6 protein-coding genes and 1 pseudogene (1 of these 7 cut by a window edge) are annotated in these 20696 nt (G+C 67.3%); 2 read left to right on the top strand and 5 right to left on the bottom strand.

Features of this window, described 5'->3' with window-relative positions; all coding sequences use genetic code 11:
- Positions 1-22: 22 nt before the first annotated feature.
- Positions 23-1063, bottom strand: a pseudogene (locus HUW46_RS48650) (recombinase family protein); the annotation flags it as partial.
- Here HUW46_RS48650 and HUW46_RS42475 point away from each other — a divergent pair.
- Complete coding sequence (locus HUW46_RS42475; protein WP_215544291.1) at positions 1011-1400, top strand: hypothetical protein; 390 nt, start codon at positions 1011-1013, stop codon at positions 1398-1400. The pseudogene HUW46_RS48650 and the gene HUW46_RS42475 sit on opposite strands and share 53 nt — an antisense overlap.
- Positions 1397-2005, top strand: a complete 609-nt coding sequence (locus HUW46_RS49175; RefSeq protein ID WP_442860887.1) for a hypothetical protein — start codon at positions 1397-1399, stop codon at positions 2003-2005. The genes HUW46_RS42475 and HUW46_RS49175 overlap by 4 nt, the downstream gene beginning before the upstream one ends.
- A gap of 459 nt (positions 2006-2464) precedes the next feature.
- On the opposite strand, the gene HUW46_RS42460 is transcribed toward HUW46_RS49175, so the two are convergent.
- The 4 genes from HUW46_RS42460 to HUW46_RS48645 form a co-directional block, all read right to left on the bottom strand.
- Complete coding sequence (locus tag HUW46_RS42460; RefSeq protein ID WP_215544289.1) at positions 2465-3937, bottom strand: hypothetical protein; 1473 nt, start codon at positions 3935-3937, stop codon at positions 2465-2467.
- Positions 3938-7450, bottom strand: a complete 3513-nt coding sequence (locus HUW46_RS42455) for a serine/threonine-protein kinase (protein ID WP_215544288.1) — start codon at positions 7448-7450, stop codon at positions 3938-3940.
- 554 nt (positions 7451-8004) lie between these two features.
- Positions 8005-8313: a hypothetical protein gene (locus tag HUW46_RS42450; RefSeq protein WP_215544287.1), complete on the bottom strand. Its 309-nt coding sequence runs from the start codon at positions 8311-8313 to the stop codon at positions 8005-8007.
- A gap of 100 nt (positions 8314-8413) precedes the next feature.
- Positions 8414-20696, bottom strand: the 3' portion of a protein-coding gene (locus tag HUW46_RS48645; RefSeq protein WP_442861009.1) for a type I polyketide synthase. 17090 nt of this gene lie beyond the right edge of the window; only the last 12283 of its 29373 coding nucleotides appear in the window; its start codon lies beyond the right edge, outside the window — the gene reads right to left on this strand; its stop codon occupies positions 8414-8416.

The raw sequence follows: 20696 nt of genomic DNA, 5'->3' as shown, positions 1-20696 counted from the left end.
ACACGATCGCCGGATGTGCCTGCTCGCGCGACCGTACGATCCGGTCCGGCGCCGCGCGCTTGAACCGCACCACGTGGCCCGCGGCGACGTCTTCCGGGTCGAGCAACGTCTCCTGTTTCGTCCAACGCCCGAAGATCGCGTAGCCCGTGTATCGCGGGTTGTCCAGGATCGCCCGCACCGAACTGCCTTGCCAGCCGTCCGCGAGCCGGTGCCGGTTCTGGTCCGGCCGATGCGCGGAGGGACAGGGAATGCCGTCCCGGTTGAGCAGGTTGGCGATCGCGCGATCGCCGTTGCCATCCAGGTACTCGGCGAAGATCCGGCGGACCACGGCCGCCGTCGTCTCGTCGAGGGCCAGCACCCGCAGCTTGAACCCTTCCGCAGCTTTTCGCGGGTTCGGATGCGGACCGCTGTCGACGACCATATAGCCGTACGGCGCCCGGCCACCCTGGTGCCGTCCTTCGTTGATCACCTGCGCGTCCATTGCCGCACGGACGCGAGCCTGAACGTGCTGCCGCTCGGACTCGCTCATCCCGCCGAGCACGCTCATCAGCATCTTGTGCGACGGGTTCCGCGCGTCGTACTTGCCGCCCAGTTCTGGCACCCACAGATCCACGCCATACGCCGCGAACCTCGGCGCGATAAGCGAGAACTGATTGCCGAACCAACAACGCGTGCCTTCGCCAACGACGATCGCGTCCCATCCGCGGTGCGGATTCTTCAACTCGGCGAGCAACCGCGCGCCCTCGGTCCGCCGTTCCCACGGGACGGACCTTGACTGCCCGACGTCGAAGAACTCCGCCACGATCTCCCCGCCGAGCGGCTCGACGAACTTTCGCGCGTTCCCGAACTGCCAGCCGCGGGACGTCTCCGGGTCCTGGTTGTCCTCGGTCGAGCATCGGCCGTAGCCCGCCAGGTTCCCGATTCCGTCGTCCGCCACGTCGGCGACCTCAAGGCCCAGCGGCGATCGTGGCTCGCGGCCTTCGCGCTTGTATGTGACCTGGCACCGCAGCGTGGCCGACAACCTGGACCACGCCGTCACCGACGAAGACCTTGCCGACGGCATCGCGCTCCAGACGGGCCGCTACTCCTCGCTGTGCGGCCGCGAAGTGCCGTTCGATTCCTGCCTGGTGCCTCCGGGCCGTCGGTGCGGCGCGCGCAACGTGCTGGTCCGGCTTCGCTCGACCCCGCCGGCGCCTGAACGCACGTGCCGCAAGAAGCCGTCGCGCTGGCGTCGTCTGTTCGGCCGCCTCCAGACTCCGGCCGCTCTGCCGCCGCGCCCGCCTCAACGCGTGCGGTCCATTCCCGAGCAGGGCGGCCGGACCACGACGTCGGCGGGAACGGGCGTCGCCCCGACCGCGCCCGTTCCCGCCGATCACCACGCCCGGCGAGGCGCCCGATGACCGTTCGCCTGGTCATCGCGCGCCCGTTGCCCGGCACGGTGGGCGAGTCTCGCCGCGTCGTCCACGTGTTCCCGGTCCCGACGGAGGAGACCACGCCGGAGCGGATGACCGCGTACTGCGGCGAAGCGTTCGGGCCCGGCGAGCTTGAGTTGCTGGAGCGTCCGATGGGGATGCCCTGCGTGAACTGCCTCCGCTGTGCACCCTCCCCGGGAAAGCGCGGAACGGCCGGCGATCGAGCAATGGCGTCAAGTCCGCGGCCGATAGTGCCCGCCTTCCAACGCGAACTGGACCCGCTGCTGCTCCTGCCGGTGCGGCTGTTCATCGCGTGCCTACTGGCCGACATGCGCTGGTGCGAAGACGCGGCCGTCCAGGGTGTGTTGCGTCTGAGCGAGCAGAAGTTCGCGCCACATGTTGAGCGGCTGCGCGCCGCTGGGTACTTGGAGACCCGTACCGAAGGACGTCGCGTCAAGCTCCACCTCACGACGCTTGGGCTCGACCGGCTGACCGAGCACGTAACCGCGCTCGACAGCGTCGCGGCCACGGCCGCTGAACTCGTCACCACGCAGCGCGCGGGACTACGTCCGCCCGACAAGGACAAGGTGTGACGGCCGCTCCGCCGACGCCCAAAGCTTCTGCACAGCGCCCTGTCGTGACGGCAGTGACGGGTTCGGCCGGGCCAGCCACAGTCGTCACATGCAATGTTTCCGCAGGTCGAGCAGCCTTCGACACTGTCACAGCAGGTGGGACGGCGTGACGGCTCGCGAGACGGCGTGTGACGGCTGATCTATCTACCACAGCCTGGCAGGGACCCGCGCGCTTCGAGCTCCGCCCCACAACCTCACATCGCAGAAGTATGGTGTCTGGCGACGTAGCACCGTCCGACGCGCAGCCATCCGCAGCCACGCCAAGCTCGTCGAGGGGCGCGCAGTTGTACTGGTGGTGAGCGCAGATTGGAACTCGAACTGGCCGTCCCGTAGAGCTAAGCATCCAGAGCGGGTCGTAGCGTACCGAAGCAACGAAGCCGTCGCCCAGCTCCGTGACATTGCCGCCTGGATGTGGGTCTATCAAGCGTCAGAGATGCGCGTGAAGTAATCATTCCAGAGGCGCTCAACCTCGCTTGATACGTTAATCAACGTTCCACGCTCATCGCGGAATGGCCTGTTGGGGTCACCTCTAAATGAGAGCCAGTTAAAACTTGTGACGACGGCGTGGCGGTTGTCGACAAGAAGGATTTTTGCGTGAGTGTCACCGAGCTTCTTCAAGTAGAAGTTCTCGAACTCCTCTGAAAGGGCCCACATCGAGGACTCTGCGGCGATATCGCGTTCGCGGGCAGCGTTGTCTTCTCCGATCCCGTATCCTATTGCAACTGTAACGCCGTTCACGAGAAGGGCTCGAATTGAGTTTAAGAATGCGTCCGAGACGACTGCTGCTCTTATCCAAGGGGATACAATAAGGAGGCGACTAGTGGTGCAATCAATTGCGTCGGTCAATATCGCCGGATGCTCGTGCACGTCCAAGATTCGAACGGGAGCGCGCTGAATTACATCCTCGGCCTCGTCCAATTTTTTCGATATTTCGGCAGCCTGATCGACAAGGTCCAATTTCTGTTCATCCGTTGCGGTTGCTGCCCGTAACTCCAGGGCTGCCAGTTGCTGACGGTAGCCCTCGGTCATTCGCCGCATGGTGCCAACTTCGGCGGAATCCGCCCGGCGTTGAACTAGTTCCCTCCCAAGGATGGACTCTATTTCTGCTTGGGTGTCTCGAAGTGATCCGACGATGCCGAGTTTACGTTGACCTTCTGCTCTTGCGAACGCTAAGTCGTGCTTCTCGCTGGGGCGTCCATCTACAACAAAATGAACCGAAATCTCATCGGACCTGTCTGCGGACTCGAAAACCAATGACAGAGCCCGAACAAAGAATTTTTCTCGTTTTCCATCAACCCCAAGCACCTTCAGTAGCTCACGTTCTTGCCAGTCAGGTATTTGCCGGAGAACTCTGGCAACGGGTGCAGTCGCCGACGGTCCCACCTGTGGAGGGTCCGCTGGAAAAGCGGGAATTTCAAGAATTTCCTGATCGCGAATGTCACGTGGGCGCCATCGCCTATAGCGATCGACAATCTTATACTCCGCCGTTAACCCGTCAAAGGCGAGCCAGAGGGTTTCCTCGGTCGGGGCGATCTCTGCAAGATCTCGCAGCATTTGTTTTCCGCGCGCAGTAAGCGTAAATCCAACATTCGATTCTTCATTGCGAGAAAGTACTGCGGCTAGATGTCCCTTGGTGACCAGTTCCCCCATAACCGATTCGACAACCGCGGAAGGCAAATCTAGATATTCTGCGATCTCGTCCGATCTCCGCAGATCGGCGTCAACCGAGCGTAGTATAAACTCGCCTAGAACGGGAAGAGGCTTCTTTGCGAGAAGTCTGCATCGAAGTGGAACATCCCAGAAAGGCAGTCCGACCTCTCGGTAGGTGATAAGACGATAGCCGGGGCGAACGGCAAATCGGCGAACAGTTTCCTCGACAGAAGGCTCAGTCATCTAGTTCTCCGAAACCTCGATGCAGCAGTCTGAATTCTCTTTAATGTAAGACAAAACGCGTCGCAATGGCGCATCGGAGTTTCGTTCACTCTCAATAAAGCTGGCATCGCCGACAATAATCAGGGCATCTCGTCCGCGAGACAAAGCAACGTTGATTCGCTCTTCGCTTGACAGAAAGCCAAATTCATTAGAAGAGTTAGATCTTGTGATGCTGAAGATGCAGACGTCCGCTTCCTGGCCTTGATATGCGTCTACCGTTGCAACTCTAACTTTCAGGTTTGGGCGGCTGAGTTCCCTTTGTGCAAGTGTTTCCGTCACCTCTCTCCGTTGGGCATCGTACCCGGTCAGGACGGCTACGCTAAACTGTTCGGCATTGCGGCTCGCTACCCATTCAAGGCGATCCAAGAGGTCCGAGATAACACGAGCTTCGCCCTTGTTCCTAAAACTAAGTCCGTTGCGGCCCTCCCGTCTGTCGCTGCGGGGTGATGTGTCAACCCAAACCACCGCCGATGCGAACGCTGTATCGACAGTCTTGGAAAGTTCCCGAGGCTCTGAAGTTAACTTTCCCTCGTAAAAGGACTTGCTGATTAGGCGTCCGATAGTTGGATGCATCCGATGTTGATGGGTTAACGTGAACTTGCATTCTTTGGGGAGTCGTTCGGCGAGGATGGAGAAGAGAGTCTGCCTGATGTCTTGACTCGAAAGTTCGAACTGCTCAAGCATCTGAGGTCGGGCCAATGCTTGCTCAATGAAGGGCGGAAGTTGGCGATCGTCTCCAACGAGTACCCAGCGCCGGCTGCTAGCGAGAGGAACTAAGGTCTCGGTGGCAGTGGCTTTCGACGCCTCGTCGACGATACATAGATCGAATGGTATCGACTCGGCTCCTGGAACGCCCGTCAATCCGACACAGGTTGCGGCGACCACTTGGGCTCGCGCGATTAAGGCGCCGGAAAATTCGGGACCGGCGCCAAAGCGCTCTTCCCAGTCGATGGCAATGGACTCCAGGGCTGCAATCCTCTGGTCATTGACCTCGGTGTGTGCCTGCGCGGCAGCCAATATTTCATCAATCGACAGACCTGCACTAACTGACACAGCGTGAGCGAGACTCTTGCGAGAATCATCCTCTAGTTGGACGTGGTCCCGCAGCTCACCGCGCCATTCTGCCAAGCTTGTCTCTATAGCAACGAGCTTGTCTCCGAGGGCTCCGCCAGACTCAAGGCGGACTGCTGCTTCAAGGCCTACGTCAATAAAGCGCTTAATCGCAGCTTCGAGTTCTCCGCCTGTACCGCGCGCTGCACTGGCTTCAAGGTGATCTGCAGCTTCGAGTAGTGGGCGGGCCAAATTGTTAACGTGCTCGATCTGCTCTAGTAAGCCGCGGCGCTCGGACTGCCTTAGTGAGATTTTCGAACGCAGATCTCGAACCTTCTCATGTCTTCTTTCCAGCTCGCGCACCAGACTGGGAACGTCAACCGTATTTAACTCAATGCCGTGCAATCTTGCGAACTTCTTGATGAACTCTCGGCTTCGGACGACTGCCGATTCGCGCCATTCCTCCATCTGAGAGTAATATCCGAACTCTTCAACGCCTTCGGCGAGCTTATCCGTCCGTCCGAGGCGAAGCAGGGTCACGCTAGGGTCCAGTTCCCTGATCCGCATGAGGGCATTGTCCAGAGCGATATGAGTCTGCGACGCGACAACTATGCGCGAATCTGGATTGATGTTGAGTTGCTGGGCTACCAGTTCGGCGATGAACGTAGTTTTCCCTGTGCCCGGTGGACCTTCGATGAGTACGAAGTCTCTGGCATTCAGCGCGGCTTGTACAGCTTCTTGCTTTGCTGGATCGAGCCCCTGCTGTCGAAATTCTGAAATACGTGCGGGGGACGGAAATCGGCAAGTCCCGGGTGATAATAGTAGGTCTCGAAGATCGGCCCGGATGGCTTGCCGGTTTGCTATTCGTTCTAGTGCTGCTCGTTCGCGGCGCAACTTAGACTTAGAAGCCTCGGCGTCAACTTCTAGTCGTCCTCGTGGCGGGAGTGCTGACGCCGAGCCCTTGGTCGTGTATACGATGACCTCATCGTTCTCGGTACCTTCAACGTCGCCAAAGAAAACCCGCCGGTTACCGTTCTTTACTAAACGACTTTCGTTCAGCTCCAGGGTGCTGACATCGTCCGAAGTCTTGAATCGGACTCGTTCGCCATGAACGCTATAAGATCGATAGTTGATTGAGATCCCACGGCCGGACTCTAGCGCAAACTTTGCGCGTATCGACGATGACCAAGACGAGAAGACAGCATCTTCTCGGCCTTGGGTTTCAGCTTCTGCGCGCTGCGCGTCCCTCTGAGTAGTTTCCTCGATGTGCTTTTCTAATACCAGTGCTGCGTGTGTTGGGTCTGTAGGTATAGTAGTTCGAAACGTGACTGAGGGTCGGTACCAATTGATTCGACCGTACTCTAGAACGTTCGCAGGAGGTCGACTAATCCTCATCACGCGAAGGACGCCTGGCCTAAGTTTATGTACGACGACGCGTAACGTGCATACCTGACCGCAAATCTGCAAGTCGTTTCTATCGGGACGGCGGTCAAATGAAAATCCGCCAACTGCAGAAATGTCTTCGAGTACGGTTTCTGCGGATGCCGCTTGGAGGGTTAATCCGTACTGTTGCGCATAAGTCTTAAGTGTGCTAGCCGGTATTTCGAGGAAGATTTCGTCGGGCTTCTTTCGCCGGTTTTCGCGCTCTTGTTGGATTTCCTCTAATGTTGCGAGGAGCGTGCTCCCGCTCTCCGGTCTAGCGTCTGGGTTCTCGCTGAGGGCGAGCGCAAGTGCATCGCTGATGTCTGGGGGTATGTCGAGGTCGTTGAACTTCTCTTGAACCTCGGCGGCGGTGCTGGGAACTTGCCCGGTCAAGCAGACGACCGCCAGTACCGCGAAAGAGTAGATATCGTACGAAGGTGTCGGCGTCGGGGTTCCACGTTCTGGAGGTGCATAGGGAACTGTTCCCAATGGTGCCATAGTGAGGCCGAGATTCATTGTCTCGACTAAGCGAGTGGTCCCGAAGTCGGCAATCTTGTAGCTGTTATTTCCAACAAGGACATTCTCGGGCTTCAGGTCGCGATGAACGAATCCTAGCTCGTGAATGTGAGCCAACCCAGAGAGGATATCGCGAGCAATCGGCCAAAAATCATCCCAACCGTCGATTGAAATTGATTCAAGGTGTGTAAGAAGGTCGGCGTCTAGCCATTGGAAGACTAGGTAAGGTTCGCCAGCTTCGGATCGACCCCAGTCAATGAGGTCTACCAGTGAATCTCGTGCGCCAAGCTTTTGGTATGCCGACAGCTCATTTGCCCAGGCTGCTTGCAACACCTTGTTATCGAGAATGCGCGTTGGATTAAAGAGCTTGATTGCGACAATCTGATTATCTGTTTCAAGATCGACGGCCTTGTAGAGTTTTGCGTGTCCCCCTTCGTTGACCGGCGAGCCGGGTAGCGCGAAACGACCTGCCAAGATTTGGGTCAAGCTTCCCTCCTGTTGACGATCAGCCGACATCGCCTAGTGAGGTACCGTTCTACCTCAAGCTGACCGAGATTGGCAGGCGTGCCCGTCGCGGCGTGTCGTCCTGTTGGCAACTGATGACGTTGCGGCCTTGTGACGTGCGGAAACGTGGATGACGGCAAGTTGGCAGTTGTCAAAGTAGCGAAGACTCGTCGCGATGATTGTCGAAAGTTCGTTCCCGTCTCTGCCGGGCCTGGCGGAAGCCTGACGGATAGAGGTCGTTGGACGGCACCCGATGGTTACTGTGCGTGACAGGTGGCAGATGAGACGCGTGGGGCTTGGGCTTACGACCATCGCTGAGGAGTGCTGGCAGACAAGCCTCCGGCTCCGGACGGACTGCCGACGTCAGTATGGCCGAACTGAACGAGCGGCAGCAGTCGTGAGTTCGGACCTGCGGTAGGCGTCCACCCAACCGAGCGCGAACGTTGTGGTTAGCGAGCAAGATCGTCTCGGCGACACTCAATTACCCCATGGCGAAGCCGAGCCGACTGCCGCGATACGCCGCTGACCTGTGCAAATCAGTCCAGGATCAGCCGTGTAGATAGTGAGTAAGATCGTCCTCGGACACACACGTTAACCACACGCGGAGAGACCGTCACCACGACGGTTCCTTTTTCGTTGTCGTACCGCAGGTCCAGCCGTAGCTCGCGGTAGAGAGTCGCGAGCTTCTCCGGTCTGCCGCCGGAGAGCGCGGCTCCGACGTCACCGAGCGCATCGATCGTCGCGTACACCTCAGCCTCGGTCAGCCCGCCGGTTCTTCTCTTGCGGCCAACCCGGTCTAGCCACTGACCGGTCCGCGAGGGCGAGCCCACGATCAGGAAGGCCACCCTGGTCGGCTCGTCCTGCCGCTCCCCGCCGCGACGAAGCGTTCGAGCACCGCATCCTGAGCTCCGCGAACTTCAAGGGCGTGAGGGAAGAAAGCCGTTGTCATGGACGGTTCAGCCACTGCTCGATCATCTCCGCGGTTTGCTTGGCGTGGTCGGTCATCATCGCGAAATGGTCACCTCGGGTGTCCACGAGTTCGTGCGGGAGTGCCCAGCTCGCCTGCCACTGCTCGACGTCCGACCATTCGTTGAGGCGTTCGGTCGCTCGGACCAACAGCGTCGGCGCTTTGGTCTCGACCGGTTCCCATGGGAAGGACATGTACCACGGCCACGCGGTCAGCCAGGCGTCGTCGGCGGGGCTCAGCACGTCCTCGTACCGCCTGCTGTGGGTTTCCATCAGCGAAAGGAAGATGTCCTGCTGGTCGGGTGGGTAGCTGTCGAGCAGCACGACGCCGTCGACGGTGACGCCGCGTTCCTCGAGACGGGCCGCGACCGCGTTGGCGGACAGCCCGCCGCCGGAATGCCCGCCGAGCACGAACGGCTCCCCGCCGGTCTGCCGCAGCACGGCATCGGCCTGTGCGTCGAGCAGCACCTCCAGCGACGCCGGAAGTTCTTCCCCGCCGCTGTACCCCGGGTTCTGGAGCACGGTGACGTCGCGGACACCGCGGAACTGCATCGCCAGGCGTGCGTACTGCTGCACCGTCGACACGCCCGCGTGTGACGGGAAGAAGATCAGCCGTGGCGAGGTGTCGCCGCGCGAGAGCCGGACCGGGGCGGGCAGTTTGTCGGCCGTGCCGGTCCCGTCCCGCCCGTCGAACATCGGCCGGAACTCGGCGAGGTTGCCGAGCAGGGCCATGAATTCGATGAACCGGTGCTGACCGGCCACCTGCACGAACAGCTTGTCCAGTCCACTCTCGACGGTGGGCGCGGTTGCCTCGGCCCGCGTCGCGGCCTCCTCCTCGGCGTGATCGACCGCCTTGTCCAGTTCGATGCGCAGGTAGTCCACCATCTCCGCCCGCGTGGTGTTGGCGAACACGAGGTTGGCCGGCAACCGCAGTCCGGTCGCGGTGCCCAGCCGGTTGCGCAGTTCCACCGAGGTGAGCGAATCGAAGCCCAGCTCGATGAAGCTCGTCCGCGAATTCTCCAGCGCGTCGTCGGAGAGGGCCAGCACACCGGTCACCTGGTCACGCACCAATTCGCTCAACAGCGCCCGCCGCTCGTCGGTGCCGGCGTCCCGGTAGGCCGCGCGGAACGCGCCCGGGTCGCTGTCCGATCGTGCGGTTTTGCGCCGCACGTCCGGCACCAGGCCGCGGAAGAACGCCGGCAGCCCGTCGGCCTCCTCGGCCGCCGCTCGCAGCGCCGAGATCCGCAACCGCAGCGGCAGCACCAGCGCCCGGTCCGCGTGCCACGCCGCGTCGTAGAGCTCGGCAGCGTCCATAGTGGACAAAGCGAGCACGCCGCTGCGCCGCGTCCTGGCCACGTCGGTCTCGGCGAGCCCGTCCGCCATGCCGCCGGGTTCCTCCCACGGTCCCCACGCCAGTGCCGAGGCGGCGAGGCCTCGCGCCCGGCGGTGCTGGGCCAGAGCGTCGAGAAAGGCGTTGGCCGCGGCGTAGTTGCCCTGCCCCGCGCCACCGAACTGACCGGCGGCACCGGAGTACAGCACGAAGGCGGCCAAGTCGCGGTCGGCGGTGAGCGCGTGCAGGTTCAGCGCCGCGTCCACCTTCGGGCGCAACACCTCGTCGAGCTGAGCGGTGGTGAGCGAGGTGATGACGCCGTCGTCCAGCACGCCGGCGGCGTGCACGACCGCGGTCAGCGGATGCTCGGCGGGGACGCCCGCGAGCAGCCGCTCGGTCTGGTCGCGATCGGCGACGTCGCACGCCACGACCTGTGCCTCCGCGCCGAGCGCGCGAAGCTCCGCTACGAGTTCGTCCGCGCCGGGCGCGCCGGCGCCCGCGCGACTGGTCAGCTGGAGGTGCCGGACCCCGTAGCGGGTCACCAGGTGCCGCGCGGTCCACGCGCCGAGCGCGCCGGTGCCGCCGGTGATGAGCACCGTCCCGGTCGGGTCGAGCTCGGCAGGCGGCCGCGGTGCGGCGGTCAGCTTGGTCAGCCGTGGCGCGAGAAGAACGCCGTCGCGGAAGGCGAGTTGCGGCTCTTCGCCGAGGACCACGCCGACCAGATCGCCTCGGCCGACCGGCGCGTCGTCCAGGTCGAGCAGGAAGATCCGGCCCGGTTCCTCCGTCTGCGCGGAGCGCAGCAGGCCGAGCGCCGCGGCGGCGGCGAGGTCGGGCACGTCGTCGTCCACGTCGGTGGCGACCGCTCCCCGTGTGGTGAACAGCAACCGGGTCGCCGTGTATCGCTCGTCGGTGAGCAAGGTCCGCAGCAGCGCGAGGGTCTGCCCGGTGAGCGCGTGCACCGCCGCGGCGTCGTCCGAGGCACTGGCCGGGCACGACACCACCAGGATGTCGGGTGCCTCGCTTGGCAACGGCTCCCCCAGCGACAGGTCGGCCAGCCGGAGCGCGCGGGTGCTCGTGGTCGGCGGTGTCACGGCCGTCCAGGTGAGGTCGAACAGCGCTCCCGTGCCGGAACGCTCGATCCGTAGGTACTCGGCGTCGACCGTCCGCAGCGCCAGTTCGTCCACAGTGGCCACTGGCGCGCCGTCCACGTCGGCGACGGTGATCGTCACGGCATCCCGACCGGCGGGCGAGAGTCGCACCCGCAGGCGCGCGCCGCCCGCGGCGTGCACCCGCACGCCTTGCCATGAGAACGGCAGCCTGGCCCGTCCGTCGTGGTCGCCGAAGGCCAGCGCGTGCAGCGCGCTGTCCAGGAGCGCCGGGTGCACGCCGAACCGGCCGGCGAGCGCGGCCTGCGCGTGGTCCACGGCAGCGACCTCGACCAGGATGTCCGCGCCGTCACGCCACGCCGCCCGGATCGCCTGGAACGCCGGGCCGTAGGAGTAGCCCTGCTCGGCGAGGATCTCGTAGTGGTCGCCGAGGTCGATCGGCTCCGCGCCGGTCGGCGGCCACTCCGCGCCGGCTGGCTCGCCCTCGGCAGGGCCACCTGGCGCGAGGACGCCCGTGGCATGCTCGATCCACGGCGCGTCCTCGTCGCCGTCCGCCCGCGAGTGGAGCCGGATTTCCCGGGTGCCGTCCGCGTCCGGGGCGTCGACCTTGATTTGAAGCGCTACCCCGCCGGTGTCCGGCAGCAGCAACGGGCGCATCAGCTCCAGCTCCCGCACGGTGGCGCAGCCGACCTGCGCGGCCACGTGGCAGGCCAGCTCGACGAAAGCGGTGCCGGGCAACAGGACCACACCGGAAATGGCGTGGTCGGCCAGCCACGGGTGGGTGCGGAGCGCGAGCCGCCCGGTGAACAGGTAACCCTCCGAGCCGGACAGTTCCAGCGCGGCACCGAGCAGCGGGTGGTCGGTATCGATCATCCCCAGCGCACCCGCCGTGCGCGGCACACCGGCCGACGGCCAGTAACGGCTGCGCTGGAACGGGTACGTCGGAAGGTAGACCCGCTCGCCACCGGGCAGCAGCGCGGGCCAGTCGATCTCGGCGCCCCGCACCCAGGTACGGGCCGCCGCCGTGACGACGGAAGCGGGCTCCGCGTGCTCCTTGCGCAGGACGGGGACGAACTCGCCGTCGGCGACGCAGCCCGCGCCGAGGGTGGACAGCGACTCGTCCGGTCCGAGCTCGACGAACGTGCGCACGCCCAGCTCGTGCGCGGCGCGCACGGCGTCGGCGAAGCGGACCGGCTGCCGGACCTGGTCCACCCAGTACTCCGGTGAGCGGAGCGCCTCCGCCGACAGCACCGCACCGGACACAGTGGACACGATCGGGATGCGCGGTGCCGCGAACTCCAACCCCCGCACGACTTCGCCGAACTCGTCCAGCATCGGGTCCATCCGCGGCGAGTGGAACGCGTGGCTGACCCGCAGCCGGGTGGTGCGCAGGTCGGTGCACCGGTCCGCCAGTTCGTCGATCGCGTCGGCGTCACCGGAGACGACCACCGCCGCCGGGCCGTTCACCGCCGCGACCGAAACCCGCTCGTCGAGCAGCGGCCGGACATCGGCCTCCGCCGCTTCGATCGCGAGCATGGCGCCGCCCTCGGGCAACGCCTGCATCAACCGGCCGCGCGCGGCCACCAGTGCCGCCGCGTCCGCCAACGACAGAACACCGGCGACGTGCGCGACGGCCACCTCACCGATCGAGTGCCCGCACAGGTAGTCCGGACGCAGCCCCCACGAGGTCACCAGCCGGAACAACGCGACCTCGATCGCGAACAACGCGGGCTGGGTGTACCCGGTCAGGTCGAGTGCCGCGGCGTCCGGGCCGAACATCACGTCCTTGACCGGGCGGTCGAGGTGGCGGTCCAGTTCGGCGCAGACCTCGTCCAATGCTTCGGCGAATACCGGGAACGCGGCGTGCAGTTCGGCGCCCATGCCCGTTCGCTGGGCGCCCTGCCCCGCGAACACCATGGCCACCCGAGCGCCGCGATCGACCACGCCACGCACCTCGTCGTCGCCCACGAGCACGGCGCGGTGGTCGAATACGGCGCGACCGGTCGCCAGCGTGAACCCGACATCGACGGCGTCCAGGTCCACGCCGGGAGCGGCGTACGCACGGATGCGTTCGACCTGTGCCCGCAGGGCGTCGGCACCGCGTGCCGACACGACCCACGGCACCGGCGAGACCTGCCAGCGCCGTGGCGTGATCTCCGGCGCGGCCGGTGCGGCTTCCAGCACGACGTGCGCGTTGGTGCCGCTGATCCCGAACGCGGACACGCCCGCGCGGCGCACCCTGCCGCGCGCCGGCCACGCCCTCGCCCGCGTCAGCAGTTCCACGGCGCCCGTCGTCCAGTCCACTTGCGACGATGGCTCGTCGACGTTGAGGGTGCGCGGCAACAGGCCGCGCCGCATCGCGAAGACCATCTTCACCACGCCCGCGACGCCGGATGCCGCCTGCGTGTGCCCGATGTTCGTCTTCACCGAACCCAGCCACAGCGGCTCGGTGCGGTCCTGGCCGTAGGTGGCCAACAACGCCTGAGCCTCGATCGGGTCACCGAGTTTCGTGCCGGTGCCCATCGCCTCCACAGCGTCCACATCGGACGTCGTGAGCCCCGCGCTGGCCAAAGCGTCCCGGATCACCCGTTGCTGCGACGGGCCGTTCGGCGCGGTCAGCCCACTGCTGGCGCCGTCGGAGTTGATCGCCGAACCACGAATGACGGCCAGCACCGGGTATCCGTGCTCGCGGGCGTGCGAAAGCCGCGACACCACCATCAGCCCGACGCCCTCGCCCCAGACCGTGCCGTCCGCCGCGGAGCTGAACGCCTTGACCCGCGCGTCGGCGGCCAGCGCCCGCTGCCGTGAGAACTCGACGAACGCGTGCGGGCTCGACATGATCGTCACGCCACCGGCCAGCGCCATCGCGCACTCGCCCGAGCGCACCGCCTGGGTGGCCAGGTGCAGGGCGACCAGCGCGGACGAGCAGGCCGTGTCCACGGTGATGGCGGGGCCTTCCAGCCCGAACACGTAGGCGAGCCTGCCCGAGGCGATGCTCGCCGCGCTGCCGATCGCGAGGTGGCCTTCCACGTCTTCGCCCGCCTGCGCCAGCAGGGAGGCGTAGTCCTGCTCGCCGAAGCCGACGAACGTGCCGGTGCGGCTCCCGCGCAGGGTCGTCGGGTCGATGCCGGCCCGTTCGAACGCCTCCCATGCCACCTCCAGCAGCAGCCGCTGCTGCGGGTCCATCGCCAGCGCCTCGCGAGGCGAGATGCCGAACAAGCCCGCGTCGAAGTTGCCCGCATCGTGCAGGAAGCCGCCCTCGCGGACGTAGGAGTGCCCGGTCTTGCCCTGATCCGGGTCGTACAGGTCGTCCACGTCCCAGCCGCGGTCGGCGGGGAACGGCGAGATGGCATCGACCTCGTCGACCACCAACCGCCACAGGTCCTCCGGCGAGGTCACGCCGCCGGGGTACCGGCAGGCTACCGACACGATCACCACCGGATCGTCAGAGTGATCGGCTCGGACGACGGCGCGCGGCACGGAGGGGGTTGGCTGATCCACCTCGCTGAGCCGTTCGCCGAGGTGCGCGGCCAACGCGGCCGGGCTGGCGTAGTCGAACACCATCGTGCTCGGTAGCCCGAGGCCGGTGGCCGCACCGATCGCGTCGCGCAGTTCGACCGCGGTCAGCGAATCGACGCCCTGGTCGAGGAAACCGCGCTCGGGGTCGATCGCGGCGGCGGAATCGTGCCGCAGGATCCCGGCAAGCCGCTCGCACACCAGCTCGAGCAGTTCCTTGGTGCGGTCGGCCGGTGCGGCCCCGCTCAGCCGCTGCCGCACCGGCGAAACCGGCTCCTGCGGTACGGGCGCCGCGGCTTGGGCGGGCAGCACGTCGTCCAGCAGCGGGCTCAGCCGGGTGGAAGTGAACAGCGGCGCGAACCGCGCCCAGTCGACATCGGCGACGGTCAGCGTCGTCTCGTCCCGGTCGAGCGCGCCGCGCAAGGCGGCGATCGCCGCGCCCGCGGGCAGCGGGCGGAGGCCACGCCTGCGGAGGTAGTCGATCGCTTCGCCCTGCGCCATCCCGCCGTCGGCCCACGGACCCCACGCCACCGACGTCGCGGTCAGGCCGCGTGCCCTGCGGTTCTCGGCCAGCGCGTCGAGGAACGCGTTCGCCGCGCCGTAGGCGGCCTGGCCACCACTTCCCCAGATCCCGGAGATCGACGAGAAGAGCACGAAGGCGTCGAGCGGCTGGTCTCCGAGCAGTTCGTCCAGGTGCACGGCGCCGGCGACCTTGCCGTCGAGCACCGCGGCGAAGGCGGCCGCGTCGGTGTCATCGACGTCCTCGCCCTGCGGCACGCCCGCCGCGTGCAGCACCGCGGAAAGCGGCCGCTCGGCGGGGATCGAGGCCAGCACGGCCGCGAGCGCGTCGCGGTCGGCGACATCGCAGGCGACCACGCTGACCTCGGCACCGAGGCCGGTCAGCTCGGCACGAAGCTCGTCGGCGCCGTCGGCACCGGGGCCGCGCCTGCTCACCAGCAGCAGGTGCTCGGCTCCGGCACCGGCCAGCCAACGGGCGGCGTGCGCGCCGATCGCCCCGGTCCCGCCGGTGACCAGGACCGTCCCGTGTGGACACCACGGCCGCGTGGGGCCGCCGCTCATCTCGGCACGGGCCAGCCGCCGCGCGAACACCCCCGAATGCCGGATGGCCAGTTGGTCCTCAGCGGAATCGCCGGTGAGAACGGCGGCCAGCGCGTCCCGAGCCGCGTCGTCCGGTTCGGCTGGCAGGTCAACGAGGCCACCCCAGCGCCGCGGCTTCTCCAGCGCGACCGCGCGGCCAAGGCCCCACACCATGGCCTGCGCGGGATCGGTCAGCGCGTCCGAGCCGGTCGCCGACACCGCGCCCCGCGTGACGCACCAGAGCGGCGCGTCCACCCCGGCGTCGCCGAGCGCCTGCACCAACGTCACGGTCGACAACGCGCCGGGACGGCCGTCGAAGGCGAGCAAGGACAGCACGCCCGTCGGCGTGCGGCCGTCCAGGAGGCCGGTCAGCCGGGCACGATCGATTTTCTCAGGCAGGGCAAGGACTTCGACGCCGTCGGGCAGGAACGGGCCGACCTCGATCCCGGCCGGGACGACGGCGAGCCATCCGCCGGCCGGGGCGGCCGGCGCGAGGGTCACCGGCTGCCAGGTGATCCGGTAGCGCCAGCGCTCGTCGGCGCGGGCGGGCGGGGTGAGCCAGTAGTGCGTGTGCTCGAAAGGGTAGCTGGGCAGTTCGACCTGGTTGCCGCCGGGCACGAGCGCGGTCCAGTCGACACCGACGCCCGACACCCAGGCGCTGGCGATACCGGTCAGCACCGCCTCCGGCTCGGAGCGGTCCTTGCGCAGCGCGGGCACGAACCGGCCCTCGGGCGCGCAGTCCCGGCCCAGCGCCGACAGCGCGCCGTCCGGTCCCAGCTCCAGGAACGTCGTGACGCCCTGGTCGGCCAGCTGGCGAACGCAGTCGTGGAAGCGCACCGTGGCCCGGACGTTGCGCACCCAGTACTCCGGCGAGCACACATCGTCCGCGTCGAGCACCGCACCGGTCACCGTGGACGCGAACGGGATCCGCGGCGGCGCGAAGCGCAGCCCCTCGGCCACCCGGCGGAACTCGTCGAGCATCGGGTCCATGCGCGGCGAGTGGAACGCGTGGCTGACCCGCAGCCGCGTGGTTTTCCAGGCACCGCACCGGGTTTCCAGCGCCGCGATCGCGTCCGCGTCACCGGACACGACCACCGTGGCTGGACCGTTCACCGCGGCGATCGCGAGCCGCTCCTCCAGCAGCGGCGCGACGTCCTGCTCGCTCGCGCGCACCGACAGCATGGCGCCACCGGCCGGCAACGCCTGCATCAACCGGCCACGGGCGGCCACCAGCGCGGCCGCGTCCGGCAAGCTCAGCACACCGGCCACGTGGGCCGCGGCCAGTTCGCCGATCGAGTGCCCGCACACGAAGTCCGGCTCCACCCCCCACGACTCCACCAACCGGTAGAGGGCCACTTCCAATGCGAACAGCGCTGCCTGGGTGTGCACCGTCCGGTCGAGCGGCGCGCCGTCATCGGCGAACATCAGCTCCCGGACCGACGTACCCAGGTGCTCGTCCAGCTCGGCGCACACCGCGTCCAGTGCCTCGGCGAACGCCGGGAACGCGCGGTAGAGCTCGCGGCCCATGCCGGCGCGCTGGGAGCCTTGCCCCGCGAAGGTGACGGCGGCGAGACCCCGTCCGTTCACCGCGCCGCTGACCACCTGGCCGGCCCGGCGCCCCTCCACGATCGCGGTGAGTCCGTCCAGCAGTTCGTCGCTGTCCGCACCCAGCACCACCGCGCGCTGGTCCAACGCGGCACGGGTGGACAGCGAACGCGCCACATCGACCGGGTCCAGACTGTCCACATGGGACAACAACTGGGTCGCGCTGGCTCGTACGGCTGACGTCGTCTTGCCGGACAGCACCCACGGAAGCCGGTCCGCGCGGCCGCGGTGCTCGGCGGCTTGTTCGGGTCCCTGCTCCAGCACCACGTGGGCGTTGGTGCCGCTGAACCCGAAGGACGACACCCCGGACCGCCTCGGCCGCCCCGACTCCGGCCACGACCTGGTGCGCGCCAACGGTTCCACTGCTCCCGCCGACCAATCCACATGCGACGACCGCGTCCCGAAGTGCAGGCTCCGCGGCAACACACCGTGCCGCATCGCCAGCACCATCTTGATCACTCCGGCGACCCCGGCTGCCGCCTGCGTGTGCCCGATGTTCGTCTTCACCGAACCCAGCCACAGCGGCTCGGCCCGGTCCTGCCCGTAGGTCGCCAGCACCGCCTGGGCTTCGATCGGGTCGCCGAGCCTCGTCCCGGTACCGTGCGCCTCCACTGCGTCCACATCGGACGCGGCGAGCCCGGCACTCGCCAGCGCCGCCCGGATCACCCGCTGCTGCGACGGACCGTTCGGCGCGGTCAACCCGTTCGACGCACCGTCGGAGTTCACCGCCGAGCCCCGCACCACCGCCAGCACCCGGTGCCCGCGACGACGGGCGTCGGACAACCGCTCCACGAGCAGCAGGCCGACGCCCTCGCCCCACGCGGTGCCGTCGGCGGCCGAGTCGAACGCCTTCACGCGGCCGTCCGCGGCCAGCCCGCGCTGCCGGGAGAACTCCACGAACACGTCCGGCTTCGACATGATCGTCGCACCGCCGGCGAGCGCCAGGTCGCATTCGCCGGACCGAACCGCTTGCGCCGCGAGGTGCAGCGCCACCAACGACGCCGAACACGCCGTGTCGACGGTGAGGGCCGGGCCTTCCAGACCGAACACATAGGACAGACGGCCGGAAAGCACGCTCGACGCCGTGCCGGTGCCGAGGTGGCCGTCGACGCCGTCCGGGATGTCCGCGGCCGCGTTCACGTACTCCTGGCCGTTGGCGCCGACGAAGACGCCGGTCCGGCTGCCCCGCAGCGACGCGGGGTCGATGCCGGCCCGTTCGATGGTCTCCCACGCCACCTCCAGCAGCAGCCGCTGCTGCGGGTCCATCGCCAGCGCCTCGCGCGGCGAGATGCCGAAGAACCCCGCGTCGAACCCGCCCGCGTCGTAGAGGAAACCGCCTTCCCGCACGTAGGAGTGGCCGGGCGAACCGGGTTCCGGGTCGTACAGGGTTTCGAGGTCCCAGCCGCGATCCGAGGGGAAACCCGCGATGGCGTCGACCTCGTCGACCACCAGCCGCCACAGGTCCTCCGGCGAGGACACGCCGCCGGGGAACCGGCAGCCCATCGACACGATCACCACCGGGTCGCCGGTGGTGGCGGCCACGACCGGCACGGCGGCCGCGGTTTCCCCGCCACCGCCCAGTTCACCGTCGAGGAACCGCGCGAGCAGCTCCGGCGACGGGTGGTCGAACACGAGGGACGCGGGCAAGCGCAGGTTCGTGGCGGCGGCGATCCGGTTGCGCAGTTCCAGCGCGGTGAGCGAGTCGAAGCCGAGTTCGCCGAAGTTCTGCCCGGCCCGCGCGACGTGCTCCTTGGGGTGGCCGAGCACTGTCGCGACGGCAGCGCAGACCAGGTCGGCCAGTACGCGCTGCCGCTGCGCGGGCGGTTGTCCCGCAAGGCCGCGCGCCAGTTCGTCCTCGGCTTCCGGCGGGGGCGCGGTGGCCAACTCGGCCAGTATCGCGCTCGCGGGCATGCGCTCGGCGATCCGGTTCCAGTCCGCTTCGGCGACCACTACGGTCGCCTCCTCGGCGACCAGCGCCTGCTGGAACGCGTCGAGCGCGAGCTCGGAGTCCATGGGCGGCATCTCGGCGGGCGAGGCGTCCCCGAGCGCCGCCAAGGTCCGCTCGGCCATGCCACCACCGGCCCAAGCGCCCCAACCGATCGACGTCGCCGGAAGGCCCTGCTGCCTGCGCCACTGCGCGAAGGCGTCCAGATAGGCATTCGCCGCCGCGTAACCAGCTTGCCCACCGTTGCCGAGCACGCCCGCGACCGACGAGAACACCACGAAGAACCGCAGGTCCCGATCGAGGGTCGCCTCGTGCAGGGCACGCACCCCGGCGATCTTCGGCCAGGCCACCGTGACCAGCCGCGCCGCCGAGAGCGAACCGAGCACGCCGTCGTCCAGCACACCGGCGACGTGCACGACGCCCAGCAACGGCCGGTCGGCCGGCAGGTGCGCCAGCGCGCCGGACACCGCGCCGGGGTCGCCGACATCGCACGCCACGACGGACACCGGGACGCCGAGATCCTCGATCCCGGGCACCGCACCGCTACGGCACAGCAGCAGGACATGACCGGCGCCCAGCTCGGCCAGCCGGCGCACCACCTGGACGCCGACGCCGCCCGAGGCACCGGTCACCAGCACGGTCCCGCCGGTCAGGTCCGGGCGGCCCGGTTTGCCCGGCGCCGCAAGGCAAAGCCGCGGCACGAACACGCCGGACTTGCGCAGCGCGAACTGGTTCTCGCCGCCAGGGGCGGCCAGGACCCGCGCCAGCCGGTTCCCGAAGTCCCCGTCCGGCGGCAGGTCGACGAGACCGCCCCAGCGATCGGGTTGCTCCTGCGCCGCCGTGCGGCCGAGTCCCCAGACCGTCGCCTGCGCCGGGTGCGCGACCGCATCCGCCTGCCCGGCAGACACCGCCCCCCGGGTGAGGCTCCAGAGCCGCGCGGGATGACCGGTCGTGGCCAGCCACTGCACCAGTTCCAGGGTCATCACCAGCCCGGCCGGGACGACCGCGCCTTCGTCGGCCATGGCCAGCAACGACACCACACCGTCGACGACCGGTACAGCGTCCACTGTGGACGCGATGGTGCCCTCGGTGACGTCGCACCGGACCACCTCGGCACCGGCACGGGCCAGTTCGCCGACGCAAGCCGAAACCAGGTTCTCGTCGGCGCTGCCCGCCGCGACGACGAGCAACCAGGTGCCGGACAAGGCGGCCGGACCCGGGGTGATCGGGCGCCACCTCAGCCGGTACCGCAAGGCGTCCACAGCGGACGGCTCGGCCACCCGCTGGTGCGCGGGCATGAGCCAATAGCGCGTGCGCTGGAACGGGTAGGTGGGCAGCTCGACGCGCCGGCCGCCGGGCAGCAGCGCAGGCCAGGTCACCGCCGTGCCGGTGACCCACGCCCGCGCCATGGCCGTGACCGCGGTCGCCGGCTCGGGCTGGTCCTTGCGCTGCACCGGAACGAACGCCGCCTCGGGCGCGCAGTCCTCGCCGAGCACCGACAGCGAACCGTCCGGTCCCAGCTCCAGGAACGTCCCGACGCCCGCAGCCGCCAAATACCGGAGGGTGTCGTGGAAGCGGACCGTCGCCCGGACGTGGCGCACCCAGTACTCCGGCGTGGTGACGAGTTCGCTCACGTCGGCGTACCCGGACACCACTGGGATG

Source organism: Amycolatopsis sp. CA-230715 (genome assembly GCF_018736145.1).
Taxonomy (GTDB): Bacteria; Actinomycetota; Actinomycetes; order Mycobacteriales; family Pseudonocardiaceae; genus Amycolatopsis.
The sequence above is the reverse complement of the archived record's forward strand: the minus strand, read 5'-3'. Positions and strand labels throughout refer to the sequence as shown.

What these genes read in the sequence shown, in the direction of transcription:
- HUW46_RS49175 (WP_442860887.1), top strand. Translation starts at nt 1,397, where the DNA reads ATGACCGTTCGCCTGGTCATCGCGCGCCCGTTGCCCGGCACGGTGGGC.
- HUW46_RS42460 (WP_215544289.1), bottom strand. Translation starts at nt 3,937, where the DNA reads ATGACTGAGCCTTCTGTCGAGGAAACTGTTCGCCGATTTGCCGTTCGC.